Consider the following 26,292-nt stretch of genomic DNA (forward strand, 5'->3'; position numbering starts at 1 on the left):
CTTTCATGCCTGTTTTTAATATCCATCACATTACCAAATACGAATACGACCGGCCGGTAAAAGAAAGCGTAAACGAAATACGGATCTATCCCTACGCCTGCAACGAACAGGAAGTATTGCACCAGCAGATCAATATCACTGAACATCCCGAGGTACTGGGCATCACCGACTATTGGGGCAACCAGGTGGGCATGTTCAACCTGCTCTCTTCGCACCGAGAACTGGTAATCGAAAGCAAGATGGTGATCCGCACCCTCAGCACCGGAGAAACGCCCGCCGCCAACCCCGCTACCCGCGAACAACTGCGCCAGGAAATAACCGGCAACCTGCGTTTACTCGAGCTGGCGCAGGTTCAGGCCGCCGATCTGCGCGTAACGCTGGAAGCCACCGTCAGCGAATTCTTTGTTCCCGGCATGACCGTAGCAGCTATTGTAGAAAATTGCAGCCGTTTTATTTTCTCCCACTTCAAATACATCAAAGGCATTACCAACATCGAGACAACCGTGAGTGAAATATTGGAACACCGCTCCGGTGTATGCCAGGATTTTACCCATGCCATGCTTGAGTTGCTGCGTTACCTGCATATCCCCTGCCGTTATATAAGCGGATATATTTGTCCAAACCGGAATGGCATGCGTGGCGAAGGCGCCACCCACGCCTGGATCGAAGCCTGGATTCCCGGCAGCGGCTGGTGCGGCATCGACCCAACGAATAATGTATGGGTGACCAATCACCACGTAAAACTGGCCGTCGGCCGGCACTTCAACGACTGTACGCCGGTCAAGGGAACATTCAAAGGACCAGCACGCCAGTCGCTTTCCGTATACGTGTCGGTGGGCTATGAAGACGGGCACACCTTCGAAGAAATCAACAACGTACAGATGGAAACGGTCGAAGGAAAAGAAGTTCCCGAAGAATACATCGCCCCTTTCCCGGCGCAGCAACAGCAATAACAGGAAAATGGCGCTGCGCATTGAAAAAATAGTGACCTTTGCAGGCACAGATGACCCCGCTCGCAGAACGTATACGCCCCACTACATTGGATGATCTTGCCGGACAGCAACACCTGGTCGGTAAAGGCAGCATTTTGCGTACAGCCATCGAAAAAGGCAAAGTGCCTTCGATGATCCTCTGGGGACCTCCCGGCACCGGCAAAACCACAATGGCCAACATCATTGCCCACACGCTGGACGTTCCGTTTTTTACCCTCAGCGCCATCAGCGCCGGCGTAAAAGATGTACGTGAAATAATAGAACGCGCCAAACTGCAACCCGAAGCCATCCTGTTCATCGATGAGATCCACCGGTTCAACAAAGGACAACAGGATGCCCTGCTCGGCGCTGTGGAGAAAGGAACCATCACGCTTATTGGTGCCACCACCGAAAATCCCTCGTTCGAAGTAAACAGCGCCTTGCTCAGCCGATGCCAGGTATATGTATTAAAAGGATTGGAAGAAAAAGACCTTGTACAACTCCTTCAATCAGCCCTGGAAAAAGACGAACTGCTCCGCCAGCGGGAAGTAACCCTGCAAGAGACCGGCGCACTGATTAATATTTCCGGAGGTGATGCGCGCAAACTGCTCAATCTTTTTGAACTCGTGATTGAATCGGCAGGTGCCGCCGGCAAGCCGGTCGTCATCACTGATAAACTCGTGATGGACGTGGCACAGAAGAAAGTGGCGCGGTACGACAAAAGCGGCGAGCAGCATTATGATATCATTTCCGCTTTTATCAAATCCATCCGTGGCAGCGATCCGAATGGTGCGGTCTATTGGCTCGCGCGGATGATCGAAGGCGGCGAAGATGTAAAATTCATTGCCAGAAGACTGGTCATCTCCGCGAGTGAAGATGTGGGCAACGCCAATCCCAATGCCTTGTTGCTGGCCAATGCCTGTTTCGATGCGGTCAATAAGATCGGGCATCCTGAATCACGCATCATTCTCTCGCAATGCGCAGTGTACCTCGCCACCTCGCCAAAAAGCAACGCTTCTTATATGGCCATCAACGATGCCATAGCAGCGGTGCAGCGTAGGGGTGACCTGCCCGTGCCTTTGCATCTCCGCAACGCGCCTACCAAACTGATGAAAAACATCGGGTACGGCCAGAACTATCAATACTCGCACAACTACAGCAATAACTTTTCTGCGCAGGAATACCTGCCGGATGAATTATCGGGCACACGTTTTTATGATCCGGGGAAAAATGCACGGGAAGACGAACTCCGCCGTTACCTCAAACAACTCTGGAAAGACAAATACAATTATTAATGACCATCCGCTGGACACTCAAAACATTTCAGGAATTAACGCCTGACGAACTGTATGCCGCTCTCCGCCTCCGCTCTGAAGTATTTGTGGTGGAGCAGCAATGTGTGTTTCTTGATATGGATAATAAAGACCAGCCCTGTCATCATTTGCTGGGCTGGCAGGGCAATCATCTGGCAGCGTGTACGCGCATCGTGCCTCCGGGTCTTTCCTATGATGACTATCCTTCTATCGGAAGAGTGGTTACTTCACCCGCGGCACGCGGCCAGGGAATGGGTCGTATACTGATGGAAGAAAGTATTCGTGTAACGGAAGCATTATATGGTAAACGTGCGATCAGGATCGGTGCACAGCTTTACCTGAAAAAATTTTACGAAAGCCTTGGTTTTGAGCAATCAAGCGAGGTATATGACGAAGATGGAATTGATCATATAGAAATGACAAGACCCTGATCCGTGGCAGGGGCTAATCGTAAAACCCCGAAGTATAACAACTCGATTTAGGAGTTATCTGCAAGAATTTGTTAACAAAACTAGTGGCAGATTTTTTCTTTCTCTACTTTAGCGTCGAAACCAATAAGAGAAACCGAAAAAATCTAATATCTATGAAGCAAGCTGTACTTATGGCGCGTGCCATCGTACTACCCCTGCTCCTTATTTCCTTCGCTACCAGGGTTAATAGCCAAAATTATTCAGAAACAAGTCAATGGGAAGTTGGTATAGGACTCGGTCCTATGGTATTTCTGGGCGACCTCGGAGGATCCGCCGGCATTGGCCGATCGTTTGTAAAAGACGTCGATTTCCCGCTGATCAAACTTGGCAAATCAATTCATGTAAGTTATAGTCCTGCAGATTTCCTGGCTTTCCGTTTTGCGTTGAACCAGGGTGTGGTAGAAGGTAATGACGCTTATGCGCCGAATAAGGGTGGCCCCGAAGTGGATCGTCTGCAACGCAATCTCAGTTTTAAATCAAACATCTGGGAAGCCTACCTCGCAGCGGAAGTTTATCCTACTGTATTCATCGAACGTTATGAAGGCCTGGCCGGCAAATTCCGTCCTTACGGAGTGATCGGTATAGGAGCATTCCGTTTCAATCCCAAAGCCCAGCTCGATGGTGAGTGGGTGGAACTCAAGCCGCTCCGTCTTGAAGGACAGGGAATGGCTGAATATCCCGAAAGCAAACCTTACAGCCTCATCCAGATGGAGATCCCGATGGGACTTGGCTTTAAGTATTATATCAAAGACAACATGTATGTAGGTCTTGAAATATTGCACCGCAAACTTTTCACCGACTATGTAGATGATGTGAGCACGGGTTATATCGATCCTGTTCACTTCAGCACCTATTTGTCTGCGCAGGATGCAGCCCGTGCCAACCGTTTATATTACCGCGGCACTTATTCATCTGCGGTTTCCAACCCTGGTAATATCCAGACATTCCAGCGTGGCGATCCCAAAGACAACGATGCGTTCTTTACAACGCTTGTACGTTTTGGTGTACAGCTCAACAGCCAGAAAGGTCCGGGTGCACGGGCCCGTAAACAACTGCGCTGCCCGGTTTATTATTAAACCATCAACTTTTTGTCCCGGCACAAGCGGAGCAGAAACCTTAATAAAATCTGATACCCTGGTTGAATAAACCTAATCCGTTCTCTATTGGTACTCTTAATTTGTAATCCATTTTATTAAACACTTTCTGCCCGCCGCCCCGGGATATTCCCCACGTGTAGTTCTTTTTATACCATAACTAAGGCCCCGTAAGACGACGGTTGATCCTTTATCCGGATGAAAAACTAACAACTCCGAAAAAAGATTTTACCTGTTGCTCTTACGGGTTTTTTATTGCCTGTGCATGCTGTGTTCATAAACTTCCGGCTCTGGTCTGATGATATCTGGAAAAATGATATTACATTAGGAGTAACATTAACGTCCTGGCGCATTCCAGGGGCGGATGCCGAAAAGCCAATGAGTAGGCGAATTACCTTAAACCCAACCTTTGTTTATGGAAAATCTCAATTTCCACAAGCGCAAACTCTACGCGCTGATTCTGGCCGCTGTTGGCCTGATTGCATTAATTCTTCCCTGGATATCTATTAGTTTCGGAGGATTCGGTTCGACCTCAGTCAACGGCTTCCGCAGTTGGGGTATGTTGACCCTCGTAGGCGTAGCCGGCGTAGCTGTTGCAAGCCTTATGGGCAACAAACTCTCGGATTTTGACGAAAACACGCGAAAAATAGCGCTGGGCTCTTTCGCTGCGATAGCGGCAGGTGCCCTGATCTTTTTCCTTCGCATACAAACGGCAGACGGAGGTGAATTTGTCAGCACAGGCATTGGCGTATGGCTTGCACTGGCCGCGGGTGTACTCGGTCTGCTCTGGATGCTGGGCCGCGTAAAACTGCCCGATATCAAAAAAGACGATCCGACATCTCCCAATAATCCGCCTTCCAATTTTTAAACCAATACTACCTGCTATACAAAAGGTCCGCACAAGCGGACCTTTTCGTTTTAAGTTAAACAGCCGGTTATAAGTAAATGCATAATTCACCATTCACTATTCACTATTCACCATTGACCATTGACGATTCACCATTGACGATTCACCATTCACCTCAGCTCCTCCTTCAGAAACCTCGCCGTATGGCTCTCCGGATGTTTCGCCAACTCCTCCGGCGTTCCTTCAAACAACAGCTTTCCTCCCCCATCACCACCTTCAGGCCCCATGTCTATTACATGATCCGCCACTTTGATCACATCCATATTGTGTTCGATCACCAGCACCGAATTGCCGCGGTCGACCAGCTTCTGCAATACATCCAGCAAATGACGGATATCTTCAAAATGCAAACCGGTTGTTGGCTCATCCAGGATATAAAAAGTTTTGCCCGTATCGCGCTTGGCCAGTTCGGTCGACAGTTTCACACGCTGCGCTTCTCCCCCGCTCAGGGTTACTGCGGATTGGCCGAGCGTGATATAACCAAGCCCCACTTCTTCCAGCACTTTGATCTTGCGGTATAGGAAAGGCACCGGCTGGAAAAACTCCACAGCCTCTTCCACCGTCATTTCCAATACATCGGCGATCGATTTGCCTTTGTAACGGATCTCCAGCGTTTCGCGGTTATAACGTTTGCCGTTGCATTTTTCACAAGGCACATATACGTCGGGTAAGAAATTCATTTCGATCACACGCATACCACCTCCTTCACATACTTCGCAACGTCCGCTTTTTACGTTGAATGAAAAACGGCCGGCATTGTATCCGCGGATCTTGGCTTCGGGTATCGAAGCAAATAAGGTTCTGATCTCCGTAAAGAATCCGCAATAGGTTGCCGGATTGCTTCTCGGTGTACGCCCGATGGGCGACTGATCGATCTCAATCACTTTATCGATATGCTCCAGTCCCTTGATCGATTTGTATTCCAACGGCGTGATGCGTGTGCCGAAGGCATGATGCGAAAGGATCGGATATAATGTTTCGTTGATCAGGGTAGACTTACCGCTTCCGCTTACGCCACTTACCACGATAAATTTTCCGAGCGGAAATTTCACGTTTACTTTCTGCAGGTTGTTACCGTTGGCACCTTTCAGCTCCAGGAATTTACCATTGCCCTTGCGGCGTTCGGCGGGCACTTCAATACGGCGTTTACCATTGAGATAACCGGCCGTGATCGTATCCAGTTTTAGTAATTGTGATGGCTTCCCTTGTGCCACGATCTGTCCCCCATGGTGGCCGGCTTTCGGCCCCACATCGATCAGGTGATCTGCCGCAAGCATGATGTCTTTATCGTGTTCTACCACCAATACGCTGTTGCCTATGTCACGCAGGTTCTTCAGCGCTTCGATCAGCCGGTGGTTGTCTCGCTGATGCAAACCGATCGACGGCTCGTCAAGAATATAAGTGATACCCTGTAGTTGTGAACCGATCTGCGTAGCAAGGCGTATCCGCTGCGACTCGCCACCACTCAGTGTTTTGGAAGAACGATCCAGCGTGAGATAAGTCAATCCCACATCCAGCAGGAATTGAAGCCGCTCGCGTATTTCTTTGAGAATATCTTTACCGATTGTTTTTTGCCTGTTCTCGAGGCGCAGTTCGATGCCGTCGAGCCAGGCCGCAAGATTATCGAGGTTCATGGCGCTGAGTTCGGATACATTGCGGCCATCTATTTTAAACCACAGGCTTTCTTTTTTCAAACGGGCGCCACCGCAGGATTCACAAGGCATCAGTTGCATGTATCCTTCTGCCCATTCGCGAAGCCCTTCGCTGTAGCCGTTGTTGAACCAGCGCTTCAGCATATGGATAATGCCTTCGTAGGGCGCGTCGGCATCTGCCTGGTAATTTTCAAAATCAATTTCAGACTCATTGCCTTCCGCATTTCCATACAATAAAATATTCAGCGACGCTGCGGGAAGATCCTTGATGGCTTTGGTAAGCGATATTTTATTCTTCTTCGCTACGTCCTGCATCTGCTTGTATACATGCGCTTCCCTTTCTTCGCCCAAAGGAGCAATACCACCTTCGCTGATGCTGAGGGAGGTATCCGGAATCACCGCTTCATGATTCACGTGAAAAGTTGTACCAAGGCCTTTACAAACGGGACAGGCACCATAGGGTGAGTTAAAGGAAAAAGAATTGGGTGAAGGCTCTTCGTAAGAAATACCGGTATCCTCACACATCAGCAGCTTACTGTATTGTACCACTTTCGACTGGTCGTTCACCAGCAGGAATAATAAATCTTTACCCAGTTTAAGGGCAGACTGCACGCTTTGACTGAGGCGTGTACGCATATCATCGGTTACCTGCATGCGATCGACGACAAGCTCGATATCATGGATCTTGTAACGGTCTACCTGCATCTTGGGCACGATGTCGGTAACCTCACCATCGATACGGACTTTCAGGAAACCTTTCTTGCGGATGTCTTCAAACAATTCGCGGTAATGACCTTTACGGCCGCGGATGAGTGGCGCCAGCAGGCTGATTTTCTTGCCATCGTATTTTTTAAAAATATCAGCTACAATTTCTTCCTCGCTCCACTTCACCATTTTCTTACCGGTATTGTAAGAATAAGCTTCGCCTACACGTGCGTACAACAACCGGAAGAAGTCGTATACTTCGGTGATGGTACCAACAGTCGAGCGCGGGTTCTTGTTGGTTGTTTTTTGTTCGATGGAAATAACAGGAGACAAACCGGTGATCTTGTCGACGTCGGGTCGTTCCATATCGCCGATAAACTGCCGTGCATAAGCGCCGAAGGTTTCCATATAACGTCGCTGACCTTCTGCATAGATGGTATCAAAAGCGAGTGAGGACTTACCGCTGCCACTGATACCGGTGATCACGACCAGTTCATTCTTTGGAATGGATATATCGATATTGCGAAGGTTATGTACGCGTGCACCAAAAACTTCTATGGCCTCTCCAACACCGGGCTTGCTGCTACTTTCTTTCGTTTGCTTCATAAATATATAAGGAGGGAAAGGTGCAAAGATACTACGCAAAAGCTCCACAAAAAGGGCGTAATCTGCCAAAATGCGAAAGACTGTTTTTGAAAAAATCCGTAAGGTTATCCACCAAAACCGGTTTTTGGCATAATATTTAAATAGGTGTGTGCGACACCAGGTTATTTAATAAATCTAAAATAGTTAATCTATGAAAAAGAATGCCTTATATACAGCCGCCTTCCTGTTTTTGTTCGGCGCTGCTCAGGCTCAGACCGGAGACTCACTGACTACAACCGCAATGCCTTCCAGCACTGCTCAAGTGTATGCTAACTATAAACCCAAGTCTGCTGAGTTGCTGCCCATGCCCGGCGCGTTGACCACTGAAAAAGTATTCCCTGCTATTGGTAAATACCAGGTAACTGATAAAGACGGTAATAATGTTGACCTGACCGTTACCATCGATCCTGAAAACAAAGGGATTGTATGGATTGAAGGTCTTCCTCAGGGAAAAATAAAAGCATTCCTGAAAAAATCTCCCGCAGTATATAAAATTCCTGCACAAGCTCCTGCAGCTGACGAAGCTGTAGTAGAAGAAACACAAGCTGTAGAAGCAACAGCCGGTAAAAAAGCAAAAACTCCTGTAAAAGCTGCGGCCAAAACAATTCCTGAGGGAACACTGATCTATGATCGTGACAACAACACAGTGAATATTGTACTCGGCACCAAATACAATGAAGAAGATCCTGCTGCTGTATTTGCAACAGCAGAAGAAAAAGCAGCGGCAGAAGCTGAAGCGGCTCCGGCAGCGAAGAAATCAGCCAAGAAGCCCGTTAAAAAAGCTCCTGTAGCAAAAACATGGAAATATACAGGTACAAAAATCATGGAACCTGTTGCGGAAGCTACCACTGATGAGGCCATGCCTGCCACACAAGCACCTGCACAGCCACAGCAATAACACACGACTGACGAATATAGCTGTCTGAAAAAATCAAACAGCCAATAATGAAAGAGGTTGTATCTGAAAAGATGCAGCCTCTTTTGTTTTAATGAAGAAAGGGCGTATAAAAACAAATAAAATATTTTAAGATTTCTTTGCATAAACGAATGAAAATGTGCAGCTATTTTTGCCCCGTTGAATTCTAAACCACTGCCAGCGGCGATTTTTAAGTCGGTGTAACACATTTTAAATCAAGGGAATACCGACCCCATTCTGCATTGGCATACTTTTGGCCCCCTGAACCAGGACATTTCAAACGCAAATTTTTTTATTATGAGAAAAGTAAACAAGTACTTTATGGCGCTTGCCCTCGCTGGCCTCTTCCTGGGCGGATGTAATTCAATGAACAAAACACAAAAAGGTGCGGCTATCGGCACGGGTGGCGGCGCAGTGGTAGGTGGTATCATCGGGCGCGCGGCTGGTAATACTGCGCTTGGAGCCATCATCGGCGCAACCGTAGGTGGCGTTACCGGTGCGGTGATCGGTAAGAAAATGGATAAGCAGGCTGAAGAAATCAAAAATGAAGTACCTGGTGCAAAAGTAGAACGTGTGGAAGAAGGTATCGTAGTTGAATTCAGCAGTGCTGTATTATTCGGCTTCGACCAGTCAGATCTCTCTGCAACAGCCAAGTCAACCCTGAACGACCTGGTAAAAATCCTGAAAAAATATCCTGATACCGACGTGGAGATCCAGGGTCATACAGACAACCGCGGTACGGAAAAATACAACCAGGCATTATCTGAAAGAAGAGCATCAACGGTATCAAACTATATCAGTGCCAGTGGTATTCCCCTCGAGCGTCTGAGCACAATCGGTTATGGTCTTACCAAACCCAAATACAGCAATGATACTGATCAGGGCCGCGCACAAAACCGTCGCGTGGAATTCCTGATCACCGCCAACGAAAAAATGAAAGCTGACGCGCAGAAAGAAGCCGGACAATAAGGTATAAGGTTGAAGGCGTAAGGTCTCAGGGTCAAGTAATAAGTTGTAAGTATTAAGTAGTAAGTATCGAAAACATGTTACAAGCCGTGCAGATCATTGACGATTCCACCATCGACGATTCACCATTGACTATTAGCCTTCCTTCATTTTCGTTTTAACCAATCATTTTAATATGAAACAAATCAAGTTAATCCTTCCCGTCCTCGCATTAACTATCCTGGGAATGAGCGCAAGTGCACAAACTACCTTCGGCATCAGAGCCGGTGTAAACTTCTCTAACCTCAACGGCAAAGATGCCGACGACGACAACCTGGAAAACAGGATCACAACAGGATTTCATGCAGGTGTTAACGCTGAAATTCCGGTTGCTGAAGATTTCTATTTGCAACCCGGACTGTTGTTCTCGCTCAAAGGTGCTAAAACCGACAAAGATGCACTGATCGATGGTACCTATCGTTTAGGCTACATTGAATTACCCGTTAACTTCCTGTACAAGCCCGTATTGGGAACCGGTCGCCTGTTACTGGGTGTCGGACCTTACTTCGCTTACGGTGTTACCGGTAAATTCAAAAACAACGATGGCGACGACGTGGACATCAAATTTGAGGAGGCGCCCGACAATCCGCTTAACTACGATGGTCTCTACTCGAAGCCTTTCGATGCCGGAGCCAACGTATTGTTTGGTTACGAATTCGCCAACCGCCTGTCTGCACAACTGAATGCACAACTCGGCCTGGTGAATACCAACGCCTATGGCGGCGACGCAAAAGTTAAAAACACCGTATTCGGTATTTCCCTGGGCTATCGCTTCGGAGGAAAATAAAAATTGTCTATCAGCTCAGCAAATGTCATGGAGCCACCTTCGGGTGGCTTTATGCTTTTTTGGTGGAATGATATTTCTCGTTATCTTTGCGCCAGTTCTTTCAATCACTTATCAAGAAAGGCTGAGGGTAATGGCCCGCAGACGCCTTGACAACCTCTCCTGGTTTTACCAGGAAAAGGTGCCAATTCCAACCCCGGAAACGGGGACAGATAAGTCAGATTCCAAGCTTTATTACAATGCCTCACCGCAAAATATATTAGCTCATCTGAATTTATCGGGTGAGCTTTTTTTATGCCCACCCGGCCGTTGTTCTCCCCTCTCTGCAAGTGATCCCAATTAAATTGTAAAAACAGGTTATTGTACTGTTGCCCGTGAACCGCATCCATGACGAAGCGTTATGTGTCTTCATCTGTTACCGGCATCACCATACAAACAAACACCTGTTCATTTTTAACGGTTAAAAAATTTTAACAAACAAAAATTTGGGAAGCTGGAAAAATGTCTAGTATCTTAGTAGAGTAATCATCATGCAACAACACAACAGAAATATTATTTCTTTCTTCAGCCAACTGGCTTGTTGTCGTTGTATTTGTTGTATGCCGTAAGGCATATACTACACTCTACCCCGGAAGGGCGCGTTACCCCTGCATCGTTACGCAACATTTTTCCTCAACTTTCACTTACATAAAAAACCTAGTTATTATGAGCAACGCACTCCGCTTTGAAACGCTGCAATTGCATGCCGGTCAACAAGCCGATCCCACTACCAATGCACGCGCCGTTCCTATTTACCAGACAACCTCTTATCAGTTCAACAATACTGAACATGCCGGCAACCTTTTCGGCCTTCGCGAATTCGGTAACATTTACACACGCATCATGAACCCGACAACCGACGTGTTTGAAAAACGTATCGCCGCACTCGAAGGAGGTGTTGCCGCACTCGCTACGGGATCAGGACAAGCTGCACAGTTTATCGCCCTCAATAATATCCTCCAGGCCGGCGATAATTTCATTTCCACCCGCTACGTATATGGCGGCACTTACAATCAGTTCAAAGTTGCTTTCAAACGCCTCGGTATTGAAGTACGCTTTGCAGATGGCGACAATCCAGAAAGCTTTATACAACATATTGACAAGAACACTAAAGCCATCTATCTCGAGACCATCGGCAATCCTCGACTGAATGTTCCCGATTTTAAAAAATTCGCGGACCTCGCCAAAGAATATGATCTGCCACTGATTGTCGACAATACATTCGGTGCCGGTGGTTATCTCTTCCGCCCGCTCGAACACGGTGCCAACGTTGTGGTAGAATCCGCTACCAAATGGATTGGTGGTCACGGCAGCAGCATCGGCGGCGTGATCGTTGACGGTGGTAATTATAATTGGGGAAATGGCAAGTTTCCGCAGTTCACCGAACCTTCCGAAGGTTATCACGGGCTGAAGTTCTGGGATGTATTTGGTGAAGGCAACCCGCTTGGCCTGCCCAATATCGCCTTCGCTATCCGCGCACGTGTGGAAGGCCTCCGCGACTTCGGTCCTTCCCTCAGCCCTTTCAATTCTTTCCTGTTGTTGCAGGGCCTGGAAACATTGTCGCTGCGTGTGGATCGCCATGTACAAAACACACTCGCACTGGCACAGTGGCTCGAACAACACGATCAGGTTGAGTTTGTATGGTATCCCGGTTTGGAAAGCAGCCCTTATCATGCGCTTGCACAGCAATACCTCACACGTGGCGCCGGTGGTGTGCTGCAGTTTGGTATCCGTGGCGGTGTGGAAAATGGCCGCAAGTTCATCGACTCCCTGCAACTCGTAAGCCATCTTGCCAATGTAGGTGATGCCAAAACACTGGCTATTCATCCGGCTTCTACCACACACGAGCAATTGTCCGACAGCGAACGCGAAGCATCCGGTGTATTGCCCAACCTGGTACGCATCAGCGTAGGTATCGAACACATCGACGATATCAAAGCCGACTTCGAACAGGCATTTTCTAAAGTTTTCGCTAAAGACCTTGTAGCCTGATCATGGAATCAGTATTCAGATACGAACAACCTTTTGAACTCGAATCGGGCATTTCCCTGCCTTCGTTTCACCTGGCGTATACAACCTACGGTCAGTTGAATGCAGACAAGTCCAACGTGGTATGGATATTCCACGCGTTGACGGCCAACAGCAGTCCTGCCGAATGGTGGCCGGGACTGGTGGGCGAAGGCAAGTTCTTTGATCCCGAACGTTACTTTATCATTTGTGTCAACAAACCGGGAAGCCCGTATGGCAGTATTTCACCGCTGAGTATTAATCCGGCAACAGGTGAACCTTATTACAGCGACTTCCCGGTTTTCACGATCCGCGACATAATCCGTACTTATCGCCACCTGCGATTGCATCTCGGCATCGAACGGATTCATATCGGGCTCGGTGGCAGCACGGGTGGTATGCAGTTACTCGAATGGGCCATTGAAGAACCTTCCCTGTTCGAATACATTGTTCCTATTGTAACCAATGCTGCCTTGTCACCATGGGCCGTGGCTTTCAACGCTTCGCAGCGCATGGCCATAGAAGCCGACAGTACCTGGCTGGAAAGACGTGAAGATGCCGGTCAAAAAGGATTGGCCGCCGCGCGCTCCATTGCCCTGCTCTCCTATCGTCATTACAATGGCTATGGCATCACGCAGCCGCGCGACAAATCTTTTGTTCCGCTGTCCAAAGATGTACGTTATGCCGCTGATAACTACCAGCGTTACCAGGGATTGAAATTGACCAATCGTTTTACGGCGCTTTGTTATTATCGTCTTTCGCAAAGCATGGACAGTCATGACGTGGGGCGTAACCGCGGTGGTGTGGAAGAGGCTTTATCGCAGATACGTGCAAAAGCATTGGTCATTGGTATCCGGTCGGATGTGTTATATCCCATCACTGAACAGGAATACCTGCGCGATCATATCAAAGATGCGGATCTGCTGAGCATTTCCAGTGATTTTGGTCACGATGGTTTTTTGCTTGAATATGAAAAAATAGAAACGGCGCTGAAGAAATTCATCCGTGCCGAAAATGTATCGCCTCTTAAAATTGTCACCAATAAATACCGGTAATGCCACGGGCACAAAGGCATAAAAACAACTCGCAACATGGAAACGCATAAACAACTCGGCATCGGCCTCTTCGGATTTGGTGTGGTAGGTGAAGGCCTTTACAAAGTTTTACAACAAACACCATCACTCAGTGCAAGACTGAAAAAAGTGTGCATCCGCAACCCGGAGAAACAACGCAATGCCCCTGCAGAACTCTTTACCACCGACCGTTCCGTTCTTCTCAACGATCCTGAGATCAATGTAATCGTGGAGGTGATCGATGATGCCAATGCTGCCTTCGCCATTATAACCGAAGCGTTGAAAAATGGTAAGGATGTAGTAAGCGCCAGCAAGAAAATGATTGCAGAACACCTGGATGAATTGCTCGCGCTGCAACAACAAACCGGCCGTTCTTTGCTCTACGAAGCTGCCGCCTGCGCCTCTATTCCTGTTATCCGCAATCTCGAAGAATATTACGACAACGATCTGCTGCATTCTATCCGAGCGATCGTCAACGGCTCTACCAATTTCATTCTTACCAAAATGTTTGAAGAGGGATTGGATTTCCGTCAGGCCTTATTACTGGCGCAACAATTGGGCTTTGCCGAAAGCAATCCATCACTCGACGTGGAAGGTTATGATGCAGTGAATAAATGGACATTCCTGTTGACACACGCTTATGGCATTACCGCGTCTCCGGAAAATATTTTATTCAATGGCATCCAGAACATCCACGCCGGTGATGCAGCGGTTGCGCTGGCCCGTCACCAACAGATCAAACTGGTAGCACAGGCGCAGAAATTACAGAACGGCCAGGTTGCCGCCTTTGTACTGCCGCAGTTTGTAAAGCAGGACGACCATCTTTCGTTTGTAAAAAATGAATACAATGGTGTGGTAATCGAAAGTGGTTTCGCCGACAAACAATTCTTTTACGGAAAAGGTGCGGGTAGCCTGCCTACCGCATCGGCCGTGCTCAGTGATATCGCTGCGTTGCGTTATCAATATAAATATGAATACAAGAAACTCTACCATCATCAGCCGCACACGCTGAGCGAAGAAGTATACCTGCGGGTGTATGTAAGTTTCGAAGACTGGAAATATATTCCGCGTGAAAAGTTCGAGTGGATCGAGGAATGGCATGCACAGGAGGAAAGAAAATACCTTGTTGGCGTAATCGGTTTCCGCGAATTGAAAGATCAGACATGGTGGAAGGACAATAATACCTCATTGATTCTTGCACCCGATCCCGTTATCGAAACCGTTGAGATCCGTAAGCTCAAGAAGAAGAGCCTGGAACTGGCAGGTCTCGCACTTTAAGGCAAATAACAAATCCCCGGCCGTTGGCCGGGGATTTGTTTTCAATAAGTCAATCAGTGAAGGAAAGTTACTCCCTTGGTTCGTGTCAATCCAACTTCACGCCACCGTTGGTCTCCAGACCAACGGGCCTGCTCAGCCTTGAGTTATGTACGAAGTTAGCCTTAACCCATCAATGCTACCTGACGCTTGCTTGTTGGTCGGGAGACCAACAAGGGCGAATAGTCAATCAGTGAATGAAGGTTTCTCCCTTGGTTCGTGTATACACCATAAGTGTTCGGAAGATTTTAAACCCTGTCAATTCATCATCACGCCACCGTTGGTCTCCAGACCAACGGGCCTGCTCAGCCTTGAGTTATGCACGAAGTTGGCCTTAACACATCAATGCTACCTGACGCCTGCTTGTTGGTCGGGAGACCAACAAGGGCGAATAGTCTATCAGTGAACATGAATGAAGGTTTCTCCCTTGGTTCGTGCATACACCATAAGTGTTCGGAAGATTTTAAACCCTGTCAATCCAACATCACGCCACCGTTGGTCTCCAGACCAACGTGCCTGCTCGCCTTGGGTTATGTACGAAGCTGGCCTTAACCCATTATTGCTACCTGACGCTTGCTTGTTGGTCAGGAGACCAATAAGGGCGAATAGTCAATCAGTGAATGAAGGTTTCTCCCTTGGTTCGTGTATACACCATAAGTGTTCGGAAGATTTTAAACCTGTCAATCCAACATCACGCCACCGTTGGTCTCCAGACCAACGGGCCTGCTCAGCCTTGAGTTATGCACGAAGTTGGCCTTAACACATCAATGCTACCTGACGCCTGCTTGTTGGTCTGGAGACCAACAAGGGCGAATAGTCAATCAGTGAATGGATCCCTCGAACTGGTGGTCCCTCGAGAGGCCGAAGTATTGGCTTCAGGGACCACCCTTCCTCATGGTTCGTGTATACACGAACCATGAGGAAAATCTTCATTTACTTTATTCACCTATTGACTTATTCACTGATTGACTATTCGCCAAACCACGCATAAAATTTCTTCAACCCTTCTTCCAATCTTGTCTGCGGATGATAGTTCAGCAACTGCTGTGCTTTGCTGATGTTGGCAAAGGTGCGTGGTACATCGCCGGGTTGTTCCGGTTCGCGGCGGATGATTGCTTTTTTTCCGGTCACGGCTTCAATGGCCGTTATTAATTCCGAAAGTGTAACTGTATAGTTGTTTCCGAGATTGATCACTTCAAATCCCGAACCGGTATACTCCATTGCTCCGATGATGCCCTGCACCGTGTCTTCCACATAAGTATAGTCCCTGCTGGTACTGCCATCGCCGTACACCGGAATTTCTTTTCCTTCTGTAATGGCTTTGGTAAACTTGTGAATAGCGAGATCGGGGCGCTGGCCGGGGCCGTACACGGTAAAGAACCTCAGCGCGATAAAACGGATACCATACAATTTGTGATAAACGTGCCCCATCATTTCTCCGGATAATTTCGTGCTGGCATAAGGACTGATCGGCATCAGTTGCTCCTCTTCCGACCAGGGATAATGATCGTTAACACCGTACACACTGCTGCTGGAGGCAAACACAAACTGCCGGATTTCTTTTATCCGGGCCAGCTCCAGCATATTCTGCAGTCCGATTACATTGGCCTGCTGATAGGCCAGCGGATTTTCAATACTGGGACGTACGCCGGCTTTGGCCGCCAGGTGCACGATCACATCGACGTTACTGTCGATACGGGCTGCCAGTTGTTCACCGGTAAAGGCGGATATATCCAGTTCCAGCAATTCAAAACGCGGATCGGCGCTGAACTGTGCCAGGTTGGCGTCCTTATAAGAGCGCGGGTAGAACGGATCGAAATTATCGATACAGGTAATGCGCAGGGGTTCGGTGCGCTGCAACAGCGTTTTGATGAGGTTGCTTCCGATGAAACCGGCTCCGCCGGTGATAAGGTAGTGTTTCATGCGTCTATTGCGGCAAAGTTAGCATAATGGCTGATGACACAAAAAAAGAGCCCGGAGGCTCTCTTTAAAGGGACTACATACACTTAACGTCACCAAACATTCCGGGGGCAGGAGTCGTCATACTTGTTGTTGAGTAAAAAGCCAAGGATGATCTCGTGCGTACCCTTACTGAAATTATTTAACCGGGAGGTGGTATAATCATAAGCATAACCCACATTCACCGTATTGGAAACATTTACACCCAGCATGCCATTGAAACCATCTTTGTAACGGTATCCCGCACCTACCCAGAGAAAATCCTGGTATTGCAGTTTTACATTGGCCTCGATCTGCGTAGGCATCGGGTTGATATACTTCACCATGACGGAAGGAATGAGGTTGAAATCATATCCTACCAGGAACCGGTAACCCGCCGTGGCAAAGATGTGTGGCACGCTCTTTCCTTCTTTCGGGCGGATGGCATTATTGGAAAAATCAATTTTCGATGGTACGATCTGTTGTGCAGACAATCCGATAAAGTAATCCGGTGAATACAGGTACAATCCCGCCATCATATCAAAACGGGTTTTATTCAGCACGCCATTCTGCGCATACACAGCCGGATCCACCACGGTTGATCCGAAATCCAGTTTCTCGGCATCCAGACTGATACGGCTGATGCCGGCACCAAATCCGCCTGACAGGCTTGTACGCGGCGTAAGACCGATGTGATAAGCATAGGTCCCATACGCAGAAAAATTACTGAGCGGGCCGGTTACGTCGTTGATCACCTGCAATCCCACACCATGGTGCGGCTCTGCCGAGGTATAATCCTGCCAGTATTGTTTCCCCCGCGGGTTCTCGCCCGGTACTTCAAAAGAAGTGGCCGTGGTGCGGTAATCTTTTTTTCCAATCGGTCCATGGATCGTGAGATAACTGGTCACAGGCGCATCCTGTATACCGGTCCATTGATGCCGGTGGCTCAATTTGATGTCGGTATAATTCTCGATACCTGTAAGTGCGGGGTTCACAATATACTGGTTGAGTATATACTGCGTGTAATGCGGTTTCTGCTGGGCACGTGCTGTAAAAGCAATCAACACACAGCTTCCAAGGATTAACAGCTTCTTCATCACAAATTCCGGGTTTTATAAAAGCGTCCCGGCCTATGGCCGGCCGGGACGTCCAGGTTAGTTTTTCAGCACTTTGAACTCGGTACGGCGGTTTTGCTCGCGTCCGTCAGGGTTATCCGTTCCGTCAGGATTTGTGTTGGGAGCAATCGGTTGTGCTTCGCCATAACCTTTCGATTTCAGGCGGCTTTCTGCCACCCCTTTGGCAACGAGATAAGCAACTACGCTGCGTGCCCGTGCTTCAGACAGTTTTTGGTTGTACTTGTCAGTACCCTTGCTGTCGGTGTGCGCACTGATTTCAATTTCCAGTTCAGGATAGGTTTCCATCATACGTACCAGTTCATCCAGCGCGGGATAAGACTCGGGCTTCACTTCCGATTTGTCGTATTCGTAATAAACATTTCTTACGATGAATGATTCGTTTACTTTCGGCGGCTCAGGCAACAAACAAAGAACGGGGTTGGTAATACCTTCTTCTTCGATATCAGCCGGCACCTGCATACGGATCGAGTTGGTCAGGAAGCCGGGTGCTGATGCTTCCACTTTCAGCGGCTGGTAATCTTCCAGGGTAAAATGATAAGTACCATCTGCACCGATCGTGGCATTGTAAACGGTAGTGTTGGATACCGTATCGATTACCGCAAGTGTAGCGCCGGGCAATTGTTTGCTGCCATCGCAGGAAACAACCTTACCGGAGATCTGGCGCAGCGGGCGGATTTTTTGCAGATAAAATAATTCGAGGCAACAGGCCGCATCACGGTCAGAACTCAGCAGGATCTTTTCCAGCATGTTCTTCGGTCCACCTTTGCTCACCAGATAAATATCGTCTTTCACAGAGTTCACGGGATAGCCGAGGTTCTGTGCTTCCTGAAACTGTCCGATAGCACCTTTGCTCTGGAAGAAATCGAATCCTCCCATGCCTACTCTTCCTTTGCTCGAGAACACTAGTGCCTGGGAAGGCTCATGATAATAAGGTGCCTGGTCATCATATGATGTGTTCACCTGATCACCTGCGTTCACCGGAACGCCGGGTTTACCGGTTGCATCGAGTTCGGCATACCAGATATCAAATCCGCCTTTGCCACCGGCACGATTGCTCGAGAAGAAAAGATATTTTCCATCAGCCGTTACAAAAGGCTCCTGGCTGCTTGAGCCAGCTTCGTTGACAGAGGCGTCCAGCTTTTGCGGTTCGCTCCAGCCATTGGCATTTTTTACGGATGAATAAATAGCCGCTTGTTTTTTGGCACCAGTGCCTGTCCAGCGCGTGATGAACAGGGTTTGTCCATCCGGGGTAGCGGCGGTTACACCCTGCTCGATGTCACGGGGTTGATTGATGTTTACTTTGGTCACACCAGTGATACCGGTTTCAGTGAAAGCCGCCTCATAAATTTTATTCGTATAATCTTTTTTCTTTTCACTGCTGTCAGCCGGACGCGTGGAGGTAAAATAAAGCGATGAGTTGTTGACCCAAACCGGCGCATAACTTCCTCCGAGTGTATTGAGATCGGCAGGTGCTTTGGTCAGCGTATAATACTTGATGTCTTTCTTTTTCAGTTGCGCCTGTATAAACTGCAGATTAACGATTTCCCTTTGCGCTTCCTTGCGGTAAGCGTCCTCATTGGTATAGCTACTGATGAAATTTTTAAAAGTCGCCTCAGCTTCTTCGTAGCGCTCCAATGCCCGCAACATGGTACCGAGATAATAAGCGGCCTGCGGAAATTTATCTGCGCCGATCTCCAAAGCCTGGCGATAGTAAGGTTCTGCCTTGGCGGGATAATTCAGCATACGGTAGCTTTCGGCTATCCGCCAGATACCAACTTCCTGGTTGGTAGGCCTGGCCGTTGTTTTGGCAGAAACGGTCTGCGGGGTATACGGACTGAACTCCTGGCGGCCGCCTGTTTTACCGGTATTAAAATATTTTTCATAGTACTGAGCCGCCGAATAGTAATCGCCTTTTTCAAAATATTTATTGGCAGCATTCAGGTAATCGTACACAAACTGCCCGTGCACTGTCATAGCCAGCATCCACACCGCAGCAGTAAAGAGTAGTTTTTTCATCCGTATGTAGTGTTACTTGTTTGAGTAGTTGTTATTGTGAACGGTGATAGCAAAACAGCATCAGAGGCGCGGACAGACAAATTCAATCTCCGGTGTCTTGGTCGCTTTTCTTCCAATGAACGTGAGTGATATTTCAAAGCTGTTGGCACCATTCGTCATTTTACCTAAATCCGATGTATTGATGTCATAGCTCGCACCCAGCACCATGTTCTTATAAGTGAAACCGATAAAAGGTGAAATCGCATCTTCGAAACGGTAGTTGGCGCCCAGCATCAGGTCTACTTCGGATGTTGCTTTGTAAGTGGCATAAGCACCTACCATTTTTTCCTGGGCTGTTCCCTGGCGTGCGTACAACAGGTTTGGCGTAAGGCTGAACATTTCATTGATGGTCAGACGTACACCCGCATGCGCCGTGTAACGCATCGGGATCTTCCCTTCGCCGTTGGCGCTGAACTTATCCTCGGGGCGTGTAAGGTGTGCGGTTGAAAAACCTGCGAATACGTTTGCTTTTTTACCTGGCTCCGCGTCGAAGTACATGATACCTGCGCCTACATCGAAAGTACCGGCAGATGTGCGCGTGATCAGGTCTTGTGAAGCGCTGCCCGGATTGTAGCCCGTGATAGGATTCCACTGGTCGCCGAAGGTGAGCTTGCTGCGGTCCCAGCGGCGCTGGATCAATCCGGCCTGTATACCGAAGGTGATACGTTGCGTTTCATTGCGGCCAAAACGTACACCGGTATAAGATACGTTACCATAAGCTGTTGTGTAATTGTAACCACCATTACCGGCAGTCTGGTTCAAAACACTCACCCCGACATTGATGTTCTTCTCGGTGGTAAACTCCAGCGAAATGCCCGGTGTTGAAAACGGGCTGCTGATATTTCCCCACTGATTCCGGTAGATGCCGGAAACCCTGTACTGTTCGTCGAAAGCGCCTGTCAATGCAGGATTGAGCCAGGCCGGGTACACATAATACTGGGTAAAGTGCGGATCAATCTGCGCATGCAGTTGGTTGAAACTGCCGCCCATTACCCATAACAACATCGCAAGCCGGTAAAATTTTCTCATTGTCGTTGTTTTTATAAAACCGGGACGCCTTTGGACGAACGTCCCGGTTGGTTATTCATGATGCTCTGTTTCTTAGCGGATCACCGTTACTGATCCGGTTTGTGGTTTAAATCCGTTTTCCAATTTGATCACGTAGTAATAAGTTCCTACAGGCACGTCTTTGCCTTTGTATGTTCCATCCCATGGCGTATTGTATCCCACCGTGTAAAATACCTGCTGCCCATAGCGGTTGAAGATCTCCACGGTCGCGCCGGGATAATCCGTCAGGTTCGGGATCAGCCAGCGGTCGTGAATGTTATCACCATTCGGAGAGAATACGTTGGGCACTCTGATCGGTTGCAGGATCTTCACGGTCAGCTCATCCGTTGCCGTACAGTTATAGTCTCCTGTTGCGGTCAGGGTATAAACCTGGTCGGCCGTTGCTGTTATCGTCGGATTGAGGATGGTTGCATTATCCAGTCCCGCCGCCGGTGTCCAGTTGAATGTAAGTGATTGAGAGTTGGCCGTTGCTTCAAAGCGGACAGGCGTTCCCATTGGCACTACAAATGAACGGCCGGCATCAATTTTCGGCTGCAGGTGCACACGCACGGTGCGCACAAACGGGTCGGATACGCAACCTGCGTTGTTGCTCACGGTAAGTGTTACATCATAAGTACCTGGGTTGGCAAATTGTTTTACAGGATTTGCCGAAGTGAATACAGGAGAGCCGTCATCAAAATCCCATTTCCAGGAAGTGATGGTACCAACGTTATTGGTGCTCTGATTGATAAAATCCGTATTGGTTCCCTGGCAAAGCTCTGAAGGGTTTACAGCAAAGTTGGCTACCGGTTTTTCATAAAAATCATCTACGACTACCGGTGCGCTGGTGTGCTCACATCCGAAAGAAGAATATGCAGTAAGTGTTACCGGATAGCTTCCTGCCCCTGCATACGTGTACGAAGGATCTTTAACGGTTGATGTACCCGTGCCATCACCAAAATTCCACAGATAAGTTGCCGCACCTGTGCTGGTGTTGGTAAAGGAGGCGCTGCCCGGCAGACAGATATCACCGGGCGGCGTAAAGGAGGCTACCGGTAAAGGATGTACTGTGATGGTCTGACTTACCGGAAGGCTGGTACAGTTCTGATCGCTTACTGCAGTCAGTTGCACCGTATAGTTACCGGCAGTGGCATAGGTTACATCAAAAGGCGCATCATTCGTATAGCTCGGCGTAGAGCTGTTGCCCAGGTTCCAGTTCCATGTCTGGATAGCACCCGAACTGATCGTGGATGTGCTCTGGAAAGTAACATCGTCATTCAGACACACACCCGGAGTTGCCGTAAAGGAAGCAACCGGACGCGGATATACATTGATGGTGGATGTGATTGTTGACGTACAACCACCTGCCGAAGTAAAGGAATAAGTAATAGTGTGTGTACCCGAACCGGCAGTGGCAGGATTGAACATACCCGCAGCCGTTGTACCGGGACCACTATAAGTGCCTCCTGTCTGCGTTACACCGGCCACCGTAGCGGTAGCAGATGCAATGGAGAAGGCAGGAGCGCTTTCGCATACATTACTCAGCGCAGGATAAGTAACCACCGGCGTTACGCCAAGCACCGCCTGTACCGTTGTTTTATCGCGGCAGCCATCTGCCGAACCGACCTCGAGTTCGATATCGTAGGTGCCTTCGCGGAAACGGTGTACCGGATTTTCCAGGGCCGATGTATTGTCGTTACCGGAGCTTGCATTTGGATCATCGAAGATCCAGGACCATGACGTAGCGCCGGTGCTGGTGCTCGTAAACTGCAAGGAACCATCTGCCGCCAGACATCCTGAAGGGAAGGTAAAGGCGGCAACCGGTTTGGCATATACTTCAATAGTGCTGGTAGCGGTTGAAGGACAGCCACCCGCAGAAGTGAATGAATAAGTAATGGTATGTATACCGGCACCCGCAGCAGCAGGATCAAACATACCTGCGGCCGTTGTGCCTGGTCCGCTGTAAGTACCACCGGTCTGTGGAACACCTCCAACAGTGGCAGTAGCGGTAGCGACGGAAACAGCGGCTTCATTGACGCAGATACCGGCGAGCGCAGGATAAGTCACCACCGGTGTGAGTGCAAATGCCTGCGTGCGTGTGATCGTATGCCGGCATCCGTTTTGCGAAACCGCTTCGAGACTGATATCATAGCTGCCTTCCTGGAAATTGTGGGAAGGTTCAAAAGCAGTTGACGTATTGGGATTAGCCGGTGTAGCCGCTGGGTCATCGAAATTCCAGGACCATGTAAGCGTAGCGGGATCTTCTCCAACGATGGTTGAGGTATTATCAAAAGTTACCTGTCCGCTTGCAGGAAGGCAGGCGCCAGCCGGAATAGTAAATGCCGCTGTCGGACGCGGATGCACTACTATCGTACGGGTAGCCGTGATCACGCAATTAGCCGTTGAAGTAAAGGTATAAGTGACGACGTGTGAACCCGCACCCGCTGTTGCCGGGTTGAATGTGCCGTTCGATGCATCCACACCCGCACCGCTGAATGCGCCTGTACCGGGAACGCCATTGGTAACCGTAACGGCAGGAAGAGCAAATGCTGCCTGGTTTTCACACACCGCAGCCACCGCAGGGAAATCGAGTACCGGCGAAACATTAAAGGTGGCCTTGATGATCGTGTCTTTCACACAACCTTCGGAACTGGTAACGATGTAATTGATATCATAGTTGCCATAAGCTGTATAAATATGTGTAGGACTTACGGCGGCAGATGTATTCGGGTTGGCCGGCGTGGCATTGGCATCACCAAAATTCCAGCTATGACTGATAAGCGTCTGACCGTCGGGTGTAGTGGTGTTATTGGTAAACTGTACTTCACCGGTTACGGGTAAACAACCGGCTGGATAAGCAATATCGACGCGGGGTTTAGCGTGAACGTTTACTATTGTTTCAACGGTATCGCTAACGCAAAGCGGGCTTACACGTACCACATGTTTAACGGTGTAAGTGCCATAATCAGGATAAGTAACTGTCGCGGGAGTGGCAGTAGTCAGATCAGACGTGCCGCCATTTCCAAAATCCCAATACCAGCCATTGACCGGAGCAGTTCCGGCATAAGAGGCAGTGGGTGTGAAATTAACCGTATTGTCTTCGCAGATAACTGGTGGAGCTACCGCAACAGCTGAAACCGGCGGAGCAAACACGGTAATATCCTTTGTGGTATCCGAAGCACAACCTTCTGCTGTTACAACAGATAACTTGACCGGCTGTGCAGCACCGGCGGTAAAAACATGTAAAGTATCCTTGCCCGTGGTGGTAGCGCCACCCGGGAAAGACCAGTTCCATGTATTCAGGGTAAAGCCATCGGTTGTAGCGTTTACGGCATGCAGGAAAACCGTATCCAATGAACAGCCGGTAGGATGGTCAATGGAGAAATCGGCTTTAGGTTTTGGTTTTACTTCAATATAAATTTTAACCTCTTCCGTATTGTTACAGTTCTCGATACTTGGGTGTGTAGCGAGAATCGGAATTTCATGTTCGCCGGGTGTATTAAACAGGTAGGTGCCGGGCAACGTATACTTATAATACGTGACGCCATTCACCAATTGTGTGCCTGTAGAGGTGGGCGAATTATCTATCACATCGGCAGAAGGTGTAACGATACCGGCGAGCGTACTGAGTTTCCATTCCATACGTGTCGGCTGATAGGCCATGAGTGCGGAAATGGTTACCGGCGTCTGCTCACAGGTAAATTCATGTTGCGGATGAGTGGGATCGAGCGGGTTTTGAATGGAACTGTAGGCATTCAGGTTGTTGATGAGCGTACCCCCGTTATAGCCATAACTTTCTACCGAACCAATACCGTAAGTAATGGATGTAAAGGCGGAGTCGCTGGAAACGACGGACTGCGATTTGCTGGCCAGCCAGCGTCTTACCACCACTGTATATCTTGGGTTTTGCGGGTGAGTATAGGTATGTCGTTGTACGGCAGGTATGGCACTCAAGGGATCACCGTCGATGCGCAGGGAAGAGAGTGCTGTGCCATCGTTTGGAATGATGAGCGTAAGATAATTGGTATTGATGTTCTCTTCATCGTTTCTGTAAAAGCCTACACGCTTGGTTGCTTGTTCAATCGGACTGATATAGATCATTTCCGGATCGCCATCACCACTTGTATTGGGGCAACCACCAGTCGATGGCATATACTGTGCGACCATGATGGGTTTATCCGCTTCAATGTAATCGGCAGTACCGGAGTTGTATTCGTAATAATCTCCTCCGATCAGCGTACCGATGGGAATTTGTGTGCCATTTCTTTTTACTACCGTAGTGGGATCTTTCACCAGTATGCGGTAGATATTTGTCATGAAGCTGTTTGCTCCTGCTGAATTGCTTGTAGGCGCTGTAAAATATCGTTTACCCCATGCCTGTGAGGGAAAACATTGCTGCATAATGAAGTCGCCACTGCCGCCATTACCCGAACAGGCAAGACCGGTACGGCTGGTACCGGCAAATACAGCAATGGGATAACAAATACCCGCCGAGTTGGCAATACTTCTGATCTTACTACCGGTCAGATCTCCCGCCGTTACACGTGCAATTGCCTGGAATGATTGTCCCCGGTTCAATGTCACCGTAAAGGGCGCACCCGCGGGGCGTCCGCCCGGTGCCGCAGGCAGCTCGGAACGGGTAATTACCTTGGGAGTTACTTCGATAACGGTATTGTCATGCGAGGCCATTACATAGAAATACGTATTGGCCGGCTGGCTTCCATAAAAGTTTTTATTATTTAGCGTCGTGTATACATATCCGTATGCTTCCACAGGAAACAACATCGAAGCACCGGATGTTGCGCTGCCGATATAGTGTGCATAAGCCACGATGGGTGTAGTGCTCTCGATATGAATGGCCTTGTTGTAAACACCTTGTCCGCCATTGCCCGCGGGATAAGCAAAGTCATACAGGCGGCTGTCATACAAACCGGATTTGGGAATGTAATCCGAGATCGTCACCGTACCAGCCGGTACGTTATACGTGCGCGTCCAGGTATTAGCGCCAACATGTGAGGTAAGTGTAACAACCGCATCTTCCTCCGCACTGAAGTACAGCACCATCTCCTGGGAGTTGCCATTTTCAAAAAACCAGTTGAACGGATAACTCACCCAGAATTCCTTTCCGCGGTTGGAAAGGTCTTTCTGGCCCTGCACACAGGTCATCCACAAAAGACCGAAGCACAACAGTCCTAGTCTCGCCACCCGGTTTTTATTCATG

General features: G+C 48.7%; 17 protein-coding genes and 1 riboswitch. Of the genes, 11 read left to right on the plus strand and 6 right to left on the minus strand.

Annotation, left to right across the window (positions count from 1 at the left end):
- Positions 1-5: 5 nt before the first annotated feature.
- The 5 genes from H608_RS22805 to H608_RS0117510 all read left to right on the plus strand — a co-directional run bounded on the left by H608_RS22805 (position 6) and on the right by H608_RS0117510 (position 4,716).
- Positions 6-953, plus strand: coding sequence for a transglutaminase family protein (locus tag H608_RS22805; protein ID WP_038008924.1), 948 nt, complete (start codon positions 6-8; stop codon positions 951-953).
- Positions 954-991: 38 nt separating this feature from the next.
- On the plus strand, positions 992-2,266 hold the full coding sequence (locus H608_RS0117495) for a replication-associated recombination protein A (protein ID WP_245565776.1): 1,275 nt from the start codon (positions 992-994) through the stop codon (positions 2,264-2,266).
- On the plus strand, positions 2,266-2,715 hold the full coding sequence (locus H608_RS0117500) for a GNAT family N-acetyltransferase (RefSeq protein ID WP_028788824.1): 450 nt from the start codon (positions 2,266-2,268) through the stop codon (positions 2,713-2,715). Before H608_RS0117495 ends, H608_RS0117500 begins: the two co-directional genes overlap by 1 nt.
- Before the next feature lie 152 nt (positions 2,716-2,867).
- Complete coding sequence (locus H608_RS23810) at positions 2,868-3,830, plus strand: hypothetical protein (RefSeq protein WP_155990232.1); 963 nt, start codon at positions 2,868-2,870, stop codon at positions 3,828-3,830.
- A 433-nt stretch (positions 3,831-4,263) separates the two neighbouring features.
- Positions 4,264-4,716 carry a hypothetical protein gene (locus tag H608_RS0117510; RefSeq protein WP_028788825.1) on the plus strand — a complete coding sequence of 151 codons (453 nt, stop codon included), beginning with the start codon at positions 4,264-4,266 and terminating at the stop codon, positions 4,714-4,716.
- A gap of 149 nt (positions 4,717-4,865) precedes the next feature.
- Here H608_RS0117510 and uvrA read toward each other — a convergent pair whose 3' ends face one another.
- Positions 4,866-7,718 carry an excinuclease ABC subunit UvrA gene (gene uvrA / locus H608_RS0117515; RefSeq protein ID WP_028788826.1) on the minus strand — a complete coding sequence of 951 codons (2,853 nt, stop codon included), beginning with the start codon at positions 7,716-7,718 and terminating at the stop codon, positions 4,866-4,868.
- A 190-nt stretch (positions 7,719-7,908) separates the two neighbouring features.
- Here uvrA and H608_RS23815 point away from each other — a divergent pair, with 190 nt between their 5' ends.
- The 6 genes from H608_RS23815 to H608_RS0117545 all read left to right on the plus strand — a co-directional run bounded on the left by H608_RS23815 (position 7,909) and on the right by H608_RS0117545 (position 14,859).
- Positions 7,909-8,655: a hypothetical protein gene (locus tag H608_RS23815; protein WP_051268420.1), complete on the plus strand. Its 747-nt coding sequence runs from the start codon at positions 7,909-7,911 to the stop codon at positions 8,653-8,655.
- A gap of 315 nt (positions 8,656-8,970) precedes the next feature.
- Positions 8,971-9,642, plus strand: coding sequence for a YiaD family glycine zipper/OmpA-like lipoprotein (locus H608_RS0117525; RefSeq protein ID WP_028788827.1), 672 nt, complete (start codon positions 8,971-8,973; stop codon positions 9,640-9,642).
- A gap of 172 nt (positions 9,643-9,814) precedes the next feature.
- The gene (locus H608_RS0117530; protein WP_028788828.1) at positions 9,815-10,465 is read left to right on the plus strand and encodes a porin family protein; all 651 of its coding nucleotides are present in this window, start codon (positions 9,815-9,817) and stop codon (positions 10,463-10,465) included.
- A 105-nt stretch (positions 10,466-10,570) separates the two neighbouring features.
- Positions 10,571-10,681, plus strand: a riboswitch (SAM riboswitch).
- Between the two features lie 486 nt (positions 10,682-11,167).
- Entirely contained in the window at positions 11,168-12,493 is a 1,326-nt protein-coding gene (locus H608_RS0117535; protein WP_028788829.1) for an O-acetylhomoserine aminocarboxypropyltransferase/cysteine synthase family protein, read from the plus strand.
- Between the two features lie 2 nt (positions 12,494-12,495).
- The gene (locus H608_RS0117540; protein WP_038008932.1) at positions 12,496-13,563 is read left to right on the plus strand and encodes a homoserine O-acetyltransferase family protein; all 1,068 of its coding nucleotides are present in this window, start codon (positions 12,496-12,498) and stop codon (positions 13,561-13,563) included.
- Between the two features lie 36 nt (positions 13,564-13,599).
- On the plus strand, positions 13,600-14,859 hold the full coding sequence (locus H608_RS0117545; protein WP_028788831.1) for a homoserine dehydrogenase: 1,260 nt from the start codon (positions 13,600-13,602) through the stop codon (positions 14,857-14,859).
- Positions 14,860-15,864: 1,005 nt separating this feature from the next.
- On the opposite strand, the gene H608_RS0117550 is transcribed toward H608_RS0117545, so the two are convergent.
- From H608_RS0117550 to H608_RS22825, 5 genes are all read right to left on the minus strand, one after another.
- Complete coding sequence (locus H608_RS0117550; protein WP_028788832.1) at positions 15,865-16,818, minus strand: GDP-mannose 4,6-dehydratase; 954 nt, start codon at positions 16,816-16,818, stop codon at positions 15,865-15,867.
- Between the two features lie 89 nt (positions 16,819-16,907).
- A complete protein-coding gene (locus H608_RS0117555) occupies positions 16,908-17,930 on the minus strand; it encodes a PorP/SprF family type IX secretion system membrane protein (RefSeq protein WP_028788833.1) in 1,023 nt (340 codons plus the stop codon).
- Positions 17,931-17,987: 57 nt separating this feature from the next.
- The gene (locus tag H608_RS0117560; RefSeq protein ID WP_028788834.1) at positions 17,988-19,985 is read right to left on the minus strand and encodes an OmpA family protein; all 1,998 of its coding nucleotides are present in this window, start codon (positions 19,983-19,985) and stop codon (positions 17,988-17,990) included.
- A 60-nt stretch (positions 19,986-20,045) separates the two neighbouring features.
- A complete protein-coding gene (locus H608_RS0117565) occupies positions 20,046-21,053 on the minus strand; it encodes a PorP/SprF family type IX secretion system membrane protein (protein ID WP_028788835.1) in 1,008 nt (335 codons plus the stop codon).
- Between the two features lie 72 nt (positions 21,054-21,125).
- The gene (locus tag H608_RS22825; RefSeq protein WP_211227081.1) at positions 21,126-26,291 is read right to left on the minus strand and encodes a PKD domain-containing protein; all 5,166 of its coding nucleotides are present in this window, start codon (positions 26,289-26,291) and stop codon (positions 21,126-21,128) included.
- Position 26,292 lies beyond the last annotated feature (1 nt).

The sequence above is a fragment of the Terrimonas ferruginea DSM 30193 genome (assembly GCF_000425585.1).
Taxonomy (GTDB): domain Bacteria; phylum Bacteroidota; class Bacteroidia; order Chitinophagales; family Chitinophagaceae; genus Terrimonas; species Terrimonas ferruginea.

Bases quoted from the DNA above. Each gene is read 5' to 3' on its own strand.
- H608_RS23810 (WP_155990232.1), top strand. From the start codon at position 2,868: ATGAAGCAAGCTGTACTTATGGCGCGTGCCATCGTACTACCCCTGCTC.
- H608_RS0117510 (WP_028788825.1), top strand. From the start codon at position 4,264: ATGGAAAATCTCAATTTCCACAAGCGCAAACTCTACGCGCTGATTCTG.
- H608_RS23815 (WP_051268420.1), top strand. From the start codon at position 7,909: ATGAAAAAGAATGCCTTATATACAGCCGCCTTCCTGTTTTTGTTCGGC.
- H608_RS0117500 (WP_028788824.1), top strand. From the start codon at position 2,266: ATGACCATCCGCTGGACACTCAAAACATTTCAGGAATTAACGCCTGAC.
- H608_RS0117550 (WP_028788832.1), bottom strand. From the start codon at position 16,818: ATGAAACACTACCTTATCACCGGCGGAGCCGGTTTCATCGGAAGCAAC.
- H608_RS0117565 (WP_028788835.1), bottom strand. From the start codon at position 21,053: ATGAGAAAATTTTACCGGCTTGCGATGTTGTTATGGGTAATGGGCGGC.
- H608_RS0117560 (WP_028788834.1), bottom strand. From the start codon at position 19,985: ATGAAAAAACTACTCTTTACTGCTGCGGTGTGGATGCTGGCTATGACA.
- H608_RS0117535 (WP_028788829.1), top strand. From the start codon at position 11,168: ATGAGCAACGCACTCCGCTTTGAAACGCTGCAATTGCATGCCGGTCAA.
- H608_RS0117530 (WP_028788828.1), top strand. From the start codon at position 9,815: ATGAAACAAATCAAGTTAATCCTTCCCGTCCTCGCATTAACTATCCTG.
- H608_RS22825 (WP_211227081.1), bottom strand. From the start codon at position 26,291: ATGAATAAAAACCGGGTGGCGAGACTAGGACTGTTGTGCTTCGGTCTT.
- H608_RS0117555 (WP_028788833.1), bottom strand. From the start codon at position 17,930: ATGAAGAAGCTGTTAATCCTTGGAAGCTGTGTGTTGATTGCTTTTACA.
- H608_RS0117525 (WP_028788827.1), top strand. From the start codon at position 8,971: ATGAGAAAAGTAAACAAGTACTTTATGGCGCTTGCCCTCGCTGGCCTC.
- H608_RS0117540 (WP_038008932.1), top strand. From the start codon at position 12,496: ATGGAATCAGTATTCAGATACGAACAACCTTTTGAACTCGAATCGGGC.
- H608_RS22805 (WP_038008924.1), top strand. From the start codon at position 6: ATGCCTGTTTTTAATATCCATCACATTACCAAATACGAATACGACCGG.
- H608_RS0117545 (WP_028788831.1), top strand. From the start codon at position 13,600: ATGGAAACGCATAAACAACTCGGCATCGGCCTCTTCGGATTTGGTGTG.
- uvrA (WP_028788826.1), bottom strand. From the start codon at position 7,718: ATGAAGCAAACGAAAGAAAGTAGCAGCAAGCCCGGTGTTGGAGAGGCC.